Below are 12,492 nucleotides of genomic sequence, written 5' to 3' on the forward strand. Positions count from 1 at the left end.
CACCCGCGACAGGACCCCGCTTGGCCGCCGTGACGTCGACCCTCGACGGCGCCTCGTGGCAGCGAAACGTCGGCAGTTCGAGCCGTCGCGCGCTTCTCGGTTCGAGCGCGCCGGGCTCGATGAAGCCGAGTCAGTCAGCCTATCGACCGGGCCACCCAGCCGGCGCGTGGCACCCGACCCCCGCCGGTGGCTAGGCTCCCTCCTGCGCGAAGATCTCCGTCACGGCTACTTCGGGAATAGGCGGCAACACGTCGCCTGCGACGTCCCCGCCGCGCAGGTGACCACGCCCGGCGAAGGCGCGGTGCACGTCAGCCCCGGACTCGTGAATGCGTTCGTCGGTTCACGGTCGGAGAATGGGTGTCCAGTCCGCGATCTGGCCGCTGGCGGTGTCGACGGCGGCCAGGTTGTCAACGACGCCACCCCCGGGGAGATCCCAGTGGAAGACGCCGCCGACGTAGACCTTGCCTCCGGCGACCGCCACGGCCCGCGCCCGCGGGAGGAAGGACAGCCGGGTGGTGTCCAGGACGTAGGCCGGGACCGGAACTGCGGTCGACAACCCGCCGGCGCCGAGAAACGCTGCACCCGTGATGTCCGAGCGCAGGCCCGGCGGCCACGGCGACTCCCAAAACAGAGCCGCCAGCTCGCCCACCATCACCACGCGCCTATCGTCCGTCGCGGTGAGAGCGCTGACCTCGTTCCAGGGGTAGTACAGGCCATCTGCCACCGAGGCATCCAGCACCTGGCCGTTCGCGTCCACGAGGGCCACGCACGTACTGGCGTTGCCAGCCAGCGTGTCGAAGTGTCCCGCCACGTAGACGATGCCGCCGCGAGCAACGAGCGCCGTCGCACCGGGGGCATCGGCAGGATCGGGAGTCGCCCTGCCCAGGGCCGGTCCCCACGGCGCGAGGCTGAGCCGCGAATCGAACGCGGCGAGCCCCAGCCGCTCGGTGCTGCCGAAGCCCGTGAAATACCCGCCCACGTACAGCGTACCGCCCTCGGCGGTCAGCGAGGTGACGACGGCGTTGGGCGACGGGTTCCAGCCAGACTGGTCAGCCGTGAGCGGCGGCCCGCCATCCAGCCCGACCGCTGCGAGGTTCAGGTGGGGTCGCCCCCCCACGATCGCGAACGCGCCGCCCAGGAACAGCGCCTCCGGAGTGGCGAGAAGCGCATGGACCGCTCCGCCGACCCCGGGGTTCCAGGAGGAGACCTCGCCCGCGGCGCTCACTGACGCGAGGTTCGCGCGTGGCGTGCCGGAGATCGCCTGGAAATCACCGCCGACATACAGACGGCCCGCGCTCCAGGCGAGAGCCCACACCTCGCCATCCACGTGGGGCGCCCACGTCGTCAGGTGTCCTGCGGAGTCGTAGGCGGCCAGCCCCCGACGGACGCTCCGGCTCCCGACGTACTCGAAGTTGCCGCCCGCGAACACCTTCCCCGAGGCGGCGGCCAGGGCGAGAACCCCGTGGTTGTCGTACTGCCAGACGCCGCTCGCCGTGACGAGCTCTGGCCCCGGGTCCGGCTCTGGAGCCCACCCGCTGACGGCACCGTCGAGGCCCACGGCCGCGAGCCTCGAACGGCGCACGGCCCCGATCCCCGTGAACCCTCCGCCGACGAAGATCGTGTCGCCGTCGATCGCGAGCGCCAGTACCGTGCCGTCGGTGGCAGGGCCCCAGGGCAGGACCTGGCCGCCGCTGTCGATGGCCGCCAGGCCAGAACGGGCCTCCGAGCCCAAGGCTTCGAACCAGCCGCCGACGTAGATGGTAGACCCTCGGGCGGCGAGCGCGAACACGGACCCGGAGTAGATCGGCGGTCCCCAGGAGGTGAGCTGGCCGGATCCGTCGAAGGCCGCCAAGCCGATGCGGGACTCGCCGTCCACCTTGTCGAACGAGCCGCCGACGTACAGGACGTCTCCGACGAGCGCCAGGGCCTGGACGGTCGAGGTCCCATGGTAGATGCCGGCACTCAGCTGCGGCGCCCAGGCGGTCAGCGTGCCGGTGGTGGCGTCGAACGACGCGAGCTGAGATCGCGGCTCGCCGCCGACCGCGGTGAAGTCTCCGCCCGCGTACACCGTGTTTCCAGAGACGGCGAGCGCAGACACGAAGCCCGTCACGGGAGGCGGTTGCCAGGCGGTAGGCTGACCGGAGGGGTCCAGCGCAAGGAGCTTGGTGATGAACTCCAGGGCCTTCGCGTCGAACGTCCAGGACTGTACGTAGAGCGTCCCGCCGACGCAGGCCAGCACGCCACCCGTTACCGCGGGTGACCAGGCGAGGTCGAGCGAGCCCTCCGCCAGCAGGTGCGCGATCCCGCTTCGCGCTACCCCCCCGACCTGCGTGAACGAGCCGCTGATGTACCAGCCGCCCCGCCCATCAGGCACGACGGCTGCGACGTGCCCATCCACCACCGGAAACGGCTCGATCGGCTCCCCCGTGGCTTCCGAGAGCGGCACCCCCGAGCCCTCCGGCGGCCCGGCGTGCCCAAAGCTCCCGCCGACGTAGACGGTCCCGTCATCCCCGACGGCGATGGCGTGGACGGCACCAGCCACGTCTTTCGGTGGGAATCGGATTCCCGTCGGAGACGGGATCGGGGGCGCGCTCTTCTCGTGATGACACGAGGTACAAACGAGACAAGTCCACAGCACCCCGGAAGCGACGCTATTGCGCAAGCGCATGGTGCCCCCGTCCGTGGACCCAACAATGTCGAGCATAGGCGCTGGCCTTCACGGCGAGCACGTTCTCTGAAGCCTGCGGCGAAACGGATCGGGTCCTTGATGGGTTTCCGAGACGTTCGTCCTCGTGAACGTTGGCCAACTGTCAGCGATGTCTTCACGCCGACCCAGGGGCGGAGCAGGTGGTGTCGCTTCGCGTGGCCCAGGCCTGGAGGTGGCGCCCGCAAGTCTTTCGGCCCGTCCGCGCCGGCTGGCCGCGGCGCAAAGACCGGCAGCTACACGCTCACGGCGACGAGCCGCCACGCGGGCCGCGCACACCGTGCACGTGCGCTTCGCTCGCTCGCCGCGGCTACCTGGTTCCTGAACGACCATCGCTGGCCGGAAGCCTTGCTCGCATCTTCGGCCGTGTTGGTCAGTCGGTCGGTCGAGCTGCTCATTGAGCACGTTGACAGGACCGAGAGCGCCGCATGGCCCTGGTCGCTCGTGCCTCGGCGCCCCGCGACGGGAAGACCGCCCGGCGAGGGGCTCGCAGGTCCACCGGCCCAGGAGTCCCATCGCGGCGAAGGCACCGGGGGCCCGGCGACGACTGCGAAAGAAATGGGAGGCTCGCGTCTTCCACGCGTACCTCGCCGGTTCGGGTCGGGCGCTCGGCTTCACGGCGCGACGCGCCGCCAGCGCTCGATGCTGTCGAGACACCGATCCGGCCGAGTGAGGGGGAGATCGTGTCCCTCGCCATCCCAGACCTCCAGCCGGTGACGCGGGCGTCCATCGACGAGCTCGCGAAGGAACCCGAGATCCAGGTACCGGTCCCTGGTTCCCGCCACGATGAGGATCGGCGGGCGTGCCGCTGCCACCCACTCCGCTCCCTCTGCAGCGAGGATCACCCGCGTCACGGTCTCCGAGTACGAGCTCCACGAATGCCGTGTCGCGTCCTCCAGCACCGGGCCGGGAAAGGCGGGGCGGAGCGCGGAGTAGAGCCGCGTCGCCAGGCGCGGGCGCGCCGAGCAGAGGTTGCGGCACGCCAGCCCGGCGAGCCAGGTCGCCGCTCGATTCTCGAGCCCGAATACCCGCTGGAGCGCGCCCAGCTTCGCGATCTGCCGGCGCGCATGCCGAGCGTCGCGGAAGAGGGGCGGTGCGAACGCGATCACGCCCCTCACCAGCTCGGGATGGTTGCACGCCAGCCAGATCGCGATCAACGCACCGAGCGAGTGGCCCACGACGAGCGGTGGCTCGCCGACGTTCAGATCGCGCAACGACGCGATCACGGCGCGCCCGTGCTCCTCCGGTCCGTACCCGGAGAGCGGTCGCGGGGATGCGCCGAACCCGAGCAGATCCGGGACCAGCAAGGTCCCTCCGTCCGCGAGCCGGTCGAAGGCGCCGCCCCAGTACCGATTCGATCCAAGAAGCCCATGGAGCAGGAGCGTCGGGCTGCCGCAGCCGAGGACCCGGACGGCGAGCGGCCCCGCTCGAACATGTCCCTGCGGTGCAGACCAGTCGACGCGCACTCGATTCGTCCGCAAGCAATCGTCCCGCCTCACGTCATGCCTCCCGAACGCCCGCGCGGCTTCCGCCGGGGACGGCGCCATGCACGCCACGACCACGAGCGACCTCCTCACCCTTGTCAGCCGCCTGCTGCGCGTCGCGGCGCGCGAGTGCGTAGGCGAGGCTCCCCGGGCCAAGGGCACCCGTGACGACAGGCCCGCATCCGGAACGCCTCAACGACTCCGTGGTCCGCTCGAGAAGCGCCCCGGCGTCGCGCCCGTGGAGCAGCGCGAGTGGATTCAGCAGCGCCCGAGCCCCACGCGCCGCCCCGAACTCCACGATCACGATCCGGCCGCCGGGCTTGACCACGCGTGCCATCTCCTCCAGGGCCCGCCCGCGCGCCGCTTCGGGCAGGTGGTGCAGCGCCAGCGTGCAGGTGACGACGTCGAAGGTCGCGTCGAGGAAAGACAGCGCCTGCGCGGCGCCGGCGTCGAACGTGACCGGCAGGCCGGTTCGCGCCGACTTGGCCCTCGCGCGTGCGATCATCTCCGCGGACGCATCGACGCCGTTTACCGAACCTGCTGCCCCCACGCGCCGCTTCGCGGCGAGCGCGAGCGTTCCGGTGCCGCAGCAGACGTCGAGCACGCGTTCCCCCGCGGCGACGCCCGCGACGTCGAGCGTGCGCTCGTGCACGCGCGCGCTCGCGCCGAGCGAGTGTGCGGCCGCCAGCCAGTCGTAGAGCCGCGGAGAGTGCAGCGTCGCACCGAACGCGTCGCTCCTCCCCTGGTACGCCCTCCGGCGCGAGCGGGAGCCGACGAGCAGCGCCCCAGCGGCGGCGACTCCAACGCCGAGGTGGACGGCGACGACCGCCCCGGCATGGAGCGCCACCGGCGCCGTTGCGGCGATGCCGATGGCCCGCCATGTGGGCCGCGCGTGCGCCAGGAGGACCGCGCACGTCACCAGCGAGCCCCCGGCGAGCAGATGAACGGGAATCCTCTTCCGACGCGAAGCTGCGATCAGGTTCCGCCAGATCATCCATGCCTCCAGTACGACGGAGACTTATCGATACACTGTGTCTCTGTCAAGTCACGGTGTATCGCTCCGCATCGGGGTATACTGGTGTCGTGCCGAAGCTCTGGAGCGACACCATCGAGGAGCACCGTCGTGAGGTCGGGGACGCGATCCTGGACACCACCGCCGCGCTCGTGGCCAAGCACGGGCTTCGCTCGGTGACCATGTCCCGGATCGCCGAGGAGACCGGCATCGGACGCGCGACGCTGTACAAGTACTATCCGGACGTCGAGGGAATCCTCGTCGCATGGCACGAGCGGCACGTCGCCGCTCATCTCGAGAGGCTCGCCTCGCTCCGGAGCGGGGGCGGAGCACCTGGCGAGCGGCTCCGAGCGGTGCTCGAGTCGTTCGGGGTGATTTGCCACGAGCGTCAGCGCACCGAGCTCGCGGCGCTCCTGCATCGCGGCGAGCACGTCTCACGAGGGGAGCAGCAGTTGAGAGAGCTGCTCCAGGGCCTCCTCGTCGAGTGCGTGGAGGCCGGTGACGTTCGCGACGATGTCGCGCCGGGTGAGCTGGCCACGTACTGCCTTCACGCGCTCACGGCCGCGGGCAGCCTGCCGAACCGAAGCGCCGTGCGCAGGCTCGTCGAGGTCACGCTGGACGGAATGAGAGCGTCGCGCTGACGTCAGTACCAGCCATGCCGGGCGGTGGACGCACCCGTGCCCTGGGATCTGGAATAGGCCTCTGGAGCACGGGGGTCGAGAAGGTACCGAGCGCGGGCGCGAGTTCCTGAAGCGCTACGTCGGAGCCGTGACGCTGGCCCAAGAAGCGGCGGCCCGCGCTGGCACTTCGCTCAACGCCCCGACGCTTCGTCGTTCGCCACGCCGTCGTCGTACTCGTTCGCGAAATCGAACGCCACGTTCGGGAACTCGCGGCGCAACTGCTCCTGCTCCGCCAGCGTGAGGTGGTTGTTCCCCAACCTGATCCGCCGCAGGGCGCGGGCCTTCGCGAGCACCGGCGGCAGTCGATGCACCTCGTTGTACGAGAGATCGATCTCTTCGAGTTCCGGGAGCTCTGCGAGGAACTCGGGAACGACGCGGATCTCGTTCCTCCAGAGGGTTAGCAGCCTGAGGCGCTTCAGCTTGCCGACAAAGTCCGGAACGGCAGCGAGATGCGACCGCATGAGCCCGAGGTTCTCGAGCGCACTCAACTCGCCGATGAACGAGGGGACCGCGTAGGTCGGCTCGAACGCATCGTCTGCCCTCAGGGTCTTGAGCTTCTTCAGCTTCGCGAGGTTTGCCGGCAGCGTGACCACCAGGTCACAGTCCTGGCGGCCTTCCGGGCCAAGGTGCAAAGCCTCCAGCGTGGCCAGGTCTCCAAGAGTAGCCGGCAGCGGCACCGCGGTCTCGAGCGTCCGTGTGCACGTTGCGTCGATCCGGAGTTCCTTCACGCGTGCGAGCGCCGGATCCGAAGACGAGAGCATCCCCAGTTCGTCGACGGTCACGGTGATCGTCGTCTTCCGGCCGTTGCCGGCAGCAGCGGGCTCCGCCGCTGCGCTGGGCTGGGACGCAACGATCGCCACTACGAACGCCACCCACCTCGTCGGCCTGGGCCGCATCAGGTTCCTTTCCGTCTGCTTGCCTCGAGCGGGCAGGGCCGGCATGGGCGGGCCATCGTGGCGATCTAAGTGCCGATCTGCCCGTACTCCGGCTTCCCGCCGCGCTCGAACCGGTGGTACGTCGCGCCCTTGCCGGTCGTGACCGACTCTACCTGCTTGAGCGTTACCGGCACCGTGCCGCTGCCGAAGAGCCGCTTGCCGGAGCCGAGCACCACCGGGAAGATGAACAGCCGGTACTCGTCGATCAGGTCGTTCTTCAGCAGCGTCTGGAGCAGGTCGGTGCTGCCCCAGGTGTGCACGGTCCGGCCGGGCTGCTGCCGGAGCTTCCGGAGCTCGGCGACCACGTCGCCCTTGATCAAGCTGGAATTGTTCCAGGTGACGCGATCGAGGCTGCGCGACACCACGTACTTTGGCCGCGAGTTGAGCGCGGTCGCGATGGGGTTGTTGGGGTCGGTGACCTTGGGCCAGTAGTTGGCGAAGATGTCGTAGGTCTTGCGCCCGAGCAGGAAGCCGTCGGCGTCCGCGATCCCCTCGGTGACCAGCCGTCCCCCGACGTCGTCGAGATAGGGGGCCTGCCAGCCTCCGTGCACGAAGCCACCGTCGCGGTCCTCGTCGGGGCCGCCGGGAGCCTGCATGACCCCGTCCAGGGTCAGAAATGCATTCACGACGATCTTGGGCATACTCTCGTCCTCCACCAGGACCACGAACCACACCGGCCCGAATCGACAGACTCGGCACAGAAGAGATGGCCTCCCGACGAGCCGTTGGAAGGGGGACCCACGCATTCGACCCGGCGGCCGGGAAACGGCCATCGGTCGCGCCCCATGCGAGACGGCGCCGCTGACTGGCCCCTAGACGGTCGGGATCGTACCGCCAGCGATGACGTACTCCGCTCCGTGAATCGACGGAGCTCGGTCGGAGACGAGGAACGCGATCAGCTCCGCGACTTCTTCGGGGCGATTCGGGCGGCCGATCGGGATGCCGCCGAGCGATTCCATGAGGCCCTGCCGAGCGGCGTCCTCGTCCACGCCACGCTCCTCCGCGAGGCGGAGGATGAGCCGATGCGCCGCCGCCGTTTCCGTGAACCCCGGCGCCACGGCGTTCACGCGAATTCCCTTCGGACCCACCTCGTTCGACAATCCCTTGCTGTATGTGGCCAGCGCCGCCTTGGCAGCGGCGTAGCCGAGCGTCGCCTCGTGGAGCGGAAGACGGCGCTGGATCGACGTGACGTGGACGATCGCGCCCGAGCCCTGCTGCAACATCGACGGCAGGAACGCACGATCGAGGCGCACGGCAGCCAGCAAGTTGAGCTCCAGCTCCCGCTGCCACAGCTCGTCGGTGAGCGAAGCGAACCCGCCGCCCCGCGCAGACGACCCTCCGACGTTGTGAACGAGGATGTCGAGGCTGCCGAACCGCTCGAGCACGGCACGGACGACCTCGCCCACGCCAGCGACCGTGCTCAGATCGGCCTGGACGAAGAGGTCGGGTGACTGGCCGTTCGACAGCCCGGAGCGGGCCGTGGTCGCGACCTTGGCACCCGCAGCGGCCAAGCGCCACACGGTCGCCTCGCCCACACCCTCGGTGCCGCCCGTGACCAGCGCGCGCTTGCCTGCGAACTCCGTCGGATCAACGCGGTGATGCATCTCGCGAGACATCAGCCGATCTCCAGGCGGACGATCTTCTCGTCGTCGAGCGTGTGGTTCCCGACGAGCGATCCGTTCTCGCTCGCCACGGAGCCAACCTACGCAGGGGAAAGCGTCGGAAGAAGACGCCGAATCGTGCATGCGCTGTTAAGCAGAGCTGCATTATGCGTGACGACCTGTCCGGGCTCAGGGCGCTCCTTCGCGTCGCACAGAAGCGCAGCTTCAGGGCCGCCGCGGCCGAGCTGCGCGTCACCCCGTCCGCCATGAGCCAGAGCGTTCGCGCGCTGGAGGAGCGACTTGGGGTGCGCCTCGTTCAGCGCACGACCCGGAGCGTCGGGCTCACCGAGGTGGGCGCGCAATTCGTCGCGCGGCTGAAGCCGGCGCTCGACGGGATCGACGATGCGATCGAGTCGCTCGGAGCCCTGCGCGGGCGTCCTGCCGGGCTGCTGCGTCTCACCATGTTGCGGACCGGTTACGCGGATGTCCTGAAGCCGAAGCTGGCGCGGTTCCTGGCTGCGTACCCGGACATTCGGATCGACATCTCGCTGGACGAGGCGTTGGCGGATGTCGTCGCCGAGGGATTCGATGCGGGGCTGCGCCTCGGAAAGAGCCTCGACCGCGAGATGATCGGCGTCCGCGTCAGCGCCGACCAGCAGGTCGTGGTGGTGGGCGCGCCTTCCTACTTCGCGCGACGCGGGAAGCCATCACATCCCTCCGAGCTCCATGCTCATGATTGCATCAACCTGCGGAACACGAAGGGCAGCGTGGTTCGTTGGGGATTCAGGGAGCGCGGCAGCGACTTCGAGATCGCGGTCGACGGGCAAGTGGTCACGAACGACGGGGCCGTCCTCGTCGATGCGGCGGTCGAGGGGCTCGGGCTCGCGTACGTCTTCGACAGCATGGTGGGTCAGCTCGTCTCCCAGAGGCGGCTGGTGCGGGTGCTCGAGGAGTACTGCCCGCAGATTCCCGGGTACTTCCTGTACTACCCAAGCCGCGTGAACCTCGCGCCCAAGCTGAAAGCGTTGGTGGACTTCCTGAGGAGCGATCAGAGCCAACCCGGCCCGACGGGCAGCTCGTCCAGGCGCGCTCGAAGTGGTGCGACCTGAGCACGTGCGACCTGAGCACGATTCACCAATAGTAGATGACGGTGGTTGCGGGGGCGTGCTGGTCCAGTTTGACGGACTGGCTCGACGCTACGGCAAGTCCTGCCGGTAAAGCTCCGACCATGCTTGGCGGTCGTTGAGCATCTCGTCGATCTCCGACTCATCGGCGAAGGCGATCCACGTCCCCAACTTGAGAGCCCCCTTCGCGAGTGCCACGGCGCCGAGGATGCTGCGGATCGTGAGCGCGTCCTCGACGCGTCCGAGGTCTTTGAGCCCGAGCGCCAACAGGTTCTTCTGCGCCCTCTCGTAGTCAGCACGGACCCACTCAGGAAGCGGAGGGTTGGACTTTCGGTGTCGCTCCACCTCGATGGTCGAGACGAGCGCGTAGACGTTCCAGTCGCGACTTGGGAGATCACTACAGATGCGAACCAGGTGCGGAACCGACGCGTACGAGGCCTCGCCTACGTCGCCCTGGTGGTGAAGCTCCTGCCAAAGCTCCTCCCACACGTCGTCCCCGGCTTCCAGCCGCGCCAGTGGGACCGAAGCGTCATAGGGCACCTTGTAGCCGCCCTTGAGAGCCTTCCAACTTGGATCGCTCAGCGGCAGCATCAGAAGCCCCTCACGGCCTGAAGCCCGTTGGAATGAGGTCGATCGAGACCCTACCGTCCAGCGTAAAGGGAATATCGATCAAGGGGTGGGCCATGTCCACCGTCCGCGCGCTGCCAGCCCACGCGCAAGTTGAAGAAGCGCGACACAGCCGATCTGGTCGCCATCGAGCAGCCCTCGCGCGCACCTCGGGATGAAGGACCCCGATCGGCTCCGCGCCACGTTCGCCCGAGCGTTCGGCCCGCTGGCCCTCACGTCGTGCCCGGAAGGCTACCGCGTGGCTGGAATGATCAAGGGATCCGGGGTCCTCAGTCCGTCTAACAGTGGTTGCGGGGGCTCGATACTCGTTGCGACCTGGGGTCCGTCGTTCCGCCTACAAACGCAACGCCTCGCGCACCAGTTCAACAGCAGCGACTCGGGCGTCAGCGTCACACTGGGCCATCACGACATGTGTAGCGTACCGGCCAAACGCCTCGCGCTTGCCCGTCTGCTCATCCTGCAGCCAAATGGGCTCGGCGCGGACCATCACGCGGTAGGCGTTCTGGCGGGAGATCCCGAGCGAGCGGAGGACCGCGTAGATGGCGGACCTCCAGAAGGCCGGCTCGAGGAAGAAGGGCCTCATGAGATCAGCGAGTGGCAGCCCTAGGCAGCTGGGGCGATCACAATGTTCCGCGCCTCGATCTCAATCACGTCACCGCTCTCCAGCTCGATTTCGATCTGGAAAGCGGGGCTGTCCGAGTAGATAGGCCCGGGGCCACGCCGGTCGATCATGGGAAGCACGATGCTACCCCGGCGACGAGCTCGCAGGTGCACCGTCAGATGGGATCCAGCGGATCGAAGCCCGGGGGGGGGCAGCCGGTACTTGGGCGTTACACACTTGCCGCCGCACGTCTCGACAAGTAGTCCCGCAGACTCAGTGGATGGTCGGTATGCTCGCGCTGTGAGACGCGCGAAACAGATCCTGCAAGTCGTCGGTATCTGCCTTGCCGCGGTCGGAGTAATGGCGCTGCCATTTCCCCGAACAAACCCCAAGGCCCTCACCCAGAGCCTCTTCGAGAGACTCGCGGCGACGGGCGCGTTCACCAGGCCAGGCTTCATCCTGGTTTGCGTCGGTCTTGGCTGTCTCGCGCTTGCCGCGTTGCTGCCTGGCGATCGGCAGTAGGGGGCCCGGGAGGGGGGATTTTGAGCAGGGCCGTCGTCGGGGCGCTCGCGTTCGGCTTGACCAGCCCGTCCGCGGCCCGTCAGAATAAAACCCACATGGTTTCTAACACGGCACGCAGCAGGGGCCGCCCCCGGGCGAGCGAGAACGCCCTGTCCAAGTGGATCGACGGATCGGGTCGCACCCGGGAGCAGGTAGCGAAGGCCCTCGGGGTCACCAAGGCGAGCCTCGACCGCTACTGCCGAGGCGAGCGGACCCCGACGCTCGGCGCCGCGCTCGCCATCGAGAAGGTGACGGGGGGCGCGATCGCCGCGCGCTCTTGGCTGCGCCGCCCCTCGTAGCAGGACGTATAGTTTCATCTCTCATGCAGCTCACACTTCTCCTCGCCCTCCACGTCGCCGCGTTTCCCGCGCCTTCCGCGTCTGAACAACGGTACCTGGACGCCCGGGCCGCGGCCAACATCCGCTGTGCCGACGGAGGCATGGAGAAGGACCAGGACCGAGCACGTGCCGAGTTGGCAAGCCAGCTTCGGGCAATCATCGGTCCGGTGCGGCTCGCCGGGATCCAGGGGCCGGGCGCACCCGCTTACGACGGGTTCTGGGGCGTCGGCTCAACGGAGATGGCGGACGGCCTCCTCTTCAAGTGGCAGTCAAGCACCCTCTTCGTCACCACCCGGGCCCTATTCGCGCACACTGTGGCCACGACCAAGTCGTTTGACTATCGAACGGTGGACGAGGTCCTCGTCAGCGCAACCGTGATAGGTGACGCAGCTTACACCTCCTTCACTGAGGTCCCGGTGCGGCACGGGCCCTCGACCCAGCGGGCTCGAGCCTCCGTCGGCCTGGTGGCGCAGGACATAGGTCCCTGGCCTCCCGCTACGCTCGTGGTGCAGGTTGAACGGGGGAACCGGATCTACGTTGTGAGCACGGACCTAAGCCCGGGTCTCGAACAGATCACAGCCTGCGAGGCGAAGTGGGGCCCTCGCAGAGAAGACGCAGCCTTCGACGCCTACCGCCGCTGTGTCGGAGCTGCTCTCCCCACCCGGCCCTCCTTCGCTGCGGTGGTCCGCCGGGCCCAGGCCATCGTGGACGCCCTGCAACAGGACGATCCGCCGGGCTCCCCTTAGAGCTACGGCGTGACACTGCCAAACAGGTGCGGAGCCCTAAGGTCGCGATCCACGCCCGGTTCTCCACCGACCATCAGGA

Annotated in this window: 13 protein-coding genes; 4 read left to right on the top strand and 9 right to left on the bottom strand. The window is 68.7% G+C overall.

The window, feature by feature from the left end; translation table 11 throughout:
* Positions 1-340 precede the first annotated feature (340 nt).
* From AMOR_RS02660 to AMOR_RS02670, 3 genes are all read right to left on the bottom strand, one after another.
* Positions 341-2,446 (bottom strand): hypothetical protein, encoded by a 2,106-nt coding sequence (locus AMOR_RS02660; RefSeq protein WP_248358163.1) that lies wholly within the window; start codon positions 2,444-2,446, stop codon positions 341-343.
* An 872-nt stretch (positions 2,447-3,318) separates the two neighbouring features.
* Positions 3,319-4,185, bottom strand: a complete 867-nt coding sequence (locus AMOR_RS02665; RefSeq protein ID WP_248358164.1) for an alpha/beta fold hydrolase — start codon at positions 4,183-4,185, stop codon at positions 3,319-3,321.
* Positions 4,186-4,204: 19 nt separating this feature from the next.
* Complete coding sequence (locus AMOR_RS02670; RefSeq protein WP_248358166.1) at positions 4,205-5,182, bottom strand: methyltransferase domain-containing protein; 978 nt, start codon at positions 5,180-5,182, stop codon at positions 4,205-4,207.
* An 89-nt stretch (positions 5,183-5,271) separates the two neighbouring features.
* Between AMOR_RS02670 and AMOR_RS02675 the strand changes: the two genes are divergently transcribed.
* The gene (locus AMOR_RS02675; RefSeq protein ID WP_248358168.1) at positions 5,272-5,841 is read left to right on the top strand and encodes a TetR/AcrR family transcriptional regulator; all 570 of its coding nucleotides are present in this window, start codon (positions 5,272-5,274) and stop codon (positions 5,839-5,841) included.
* 170 nt (positions 5,842-6,011) lie between these two features.
* Here AMOR_RS02675 and AMOR_RS02680 read toward each other — a convergent pair whose 3' ends face one another.
* From AMOR_RS02680 to AMOR_RS02690, 3 genes are all read right to left on the bottom strand, one after another.
* A complete protein-coding gene (locus AMOR_RS02680; protein ID WP_248358170.1) occupies positions 6,012-6,821 on the bottom strand; it encodes a leucine-rich repeat domain-containing protein in 810 nt (269 codons plus the stop codon).
* Positions 6,822-6,841: 20 nt separating this feature from the next.
* On the bottom strand, positions 6,842-7,456 hold the full coding sequence (locus AMOR_RS02685; RefSeq protein ID WP_248358172.1) for a dihydrofolate reductase family protein: 615 nt from the start codon (positions 7,454-7,456) through the stop codon (positions 6,842-6,844).
* A 171-nt stretch (positions 7,457-7,627) separates the two neighbouring features.
* Complete coding sequence (locus AMOR_RS02690) at positions 7,628-8,431, bottom strand: SDR family oxidoreductase (protein WP_248358174.1); 804 nt, start codon at positions 8,429-8,431, stop codon at positions 7,628-7,630.
* A 152-nt stretch (positions 8,432-8,583) separates the two neighbouring features.
* Between AMOR_RS02690 and AMOR_RS02695 the strand changes: the two genes are divergently transcribed.
* Entirely contained in the window at positions 8,584-9,525 is a 942-nt protein-coding gene (locus AMOR_RS02695) for a LysR family transcriptional regulator (protein WP_248358176.1), read from the top strand.
* A gap of 87 nt (positions 9,526-9,612) precedes the next feature.
* Here AMOR_RS02695 and AMOR_RS02700 read toward each other — a convergent pair whose 3' ends face one another.
* The 3 genes from AMOR_RS02700 to AMOR_RS29630 all read right to left on the bottom strand — a co-directional run bounded on the left by AMOR_RS02700 (position 9,613) and on the right by AMOR_RS29630 (position 10,899).
* Positions 9,613-10,131: a hypothetical protein gene (locus AMOR_RS02700; RefSeq protein WP_248358178.1), complete on the bottom strand. Its 519-nt coding sequence runs from the start codon at positions 10,129-10,131 to the stop codon at positions 9,613-9,615.
* Positions 10,132-10,501: 370 nt separating this feature from the next.
* Positions 10,502-10,750: a hypothetical protein gene (locus AMOR_RS02705; protein ID WP_248358180.1), complete on the bottom strand. Its 249-nt coding sequence runs from the start codon at positions 10,748-10,750 to the stop codon at positions 10,502-10,504.
* Positions 10,751-10,770: 20 nt separating this feature from the next.
* On the bottom strand, positions 10,771-10,899 hold the full coding sequence (locus AMOR_RS29630) for a hypothetical protein (protein WP_256468116.1): 129 nt from the start codon (positions 10,897-10,899) through the stop codon (positions 10,771-10,773).
* Between the two features lie 486 nt (positions 10,900-11,385).
* Between AMOR_RS29630 and AMOR_RS02710 the strand changes: the two genes are divergently transcribed.
* Positions 11,386-11,628, top strand: a complete 243-nt coding sequence (locus tag AMOR_RS02710; protein ID WP_248358182.1) for a helix-turn-helix domain-containing protein — start codon at positions 11,386-11,388, stop codon at positions 11,626-11,628.
* A 23-nt stretch (positions 11,629-11,651) separates the two neighbouring features.
* The gene (locus AMOR_RS02715) at positions 11,652-12,413 is read left to right on the top strand and encodes a hypothetical protein (protein ID WP_248358184.1); all 762 of its coding nucleotides are present in this window, start codon (positions 11,652-11,654) and stop codon (positions 12,411-12,413) included.
* Positions 12,414-12,492: the final 79 nt, after the last annotated feature.

Source organism: Anaeromyxobacter oryzae (genome assembly GCF_023169945.1).
In the GTDB taxonomy this organism is placed as follows: domain Bacteria; phylum Myxococcota; class Myxococcia; order Myxococcales; family Anaeromyxobacteraceae; genus Anaeromyxobacter; species Anaeromyxobacter oryzae.

Coding starts and splice junctions, on each gene's coding strand:
- AMOR_RS02710 (WP_248358182.1), top strand. CDS start 11,386: ATGGTTTCTAACACGGCACGCAGCAGGGGCCGCCCCCGGGCGAGCGAG.
- AMOR_RS02680 (WP_248358170.1), bottom strand. CDS start 6,821: ATGCCGGCCCTGCCCGCTCGAGGCAAGCAGACGGAAAGGAACCTGATG.
- AMOR_RS02690 (WP_248358174.1), bottom strand. CDS start 8,431: ATGTCTCGCGAGATGCATCACCGCGTTGATCCGACGGAGTTCGCAGGC.
- AMOR_RS02685 (WP_248358172.1), bottom strand. CDS start 7,456: ATGCCCAAGATCGTCGTGAATGCATTTCTGACCCTGGACGGGGTCATG.
- AMOR_RS02700 (WP_248358178.1), bottom strand. CDS start 10,131: ATGCTGCCGCTGAGCGATCCAAGTTGGAAGGCTCTCAAGGGCGGCTAC.
- AMOR_RS02670 (WP_248358166.1), bottom strand. CDS start 5,182: ATGATCTGGCGGAACCTGATCGCAGCTTCGCGTCGGAAGAGGATTCCC.
- AMOR_RS02695 (WP_248358176.1), top strand. CDS start 8,584: ATGCGTGACGACCTGTCCGGGCTCAGGGCGCTCCTTCGCGTCGCACAG.
- AMOR_RS02705 (WP_248358180.1), bottom strand. CDS start 10,750: ATGAGGCCCTTCTTCCTCGAGCCGGCCTTCTGGAGGTCCGCCATCTAC.
- AMOR_RS29630 (WP_256468116.1), bottom strand. CDS start 10,899: ATGATCGACCGGCGTGGCCCCGGGCCTATCTACTCGGACAGCCCCGCT.
- AMOR_RS02715 (WP_248358184.1), top strand. CDS start 11,652: ATGCAGCTCACACTTCTCCTCGCCCTCCACGTCGCCGCGTTTCCCGCG.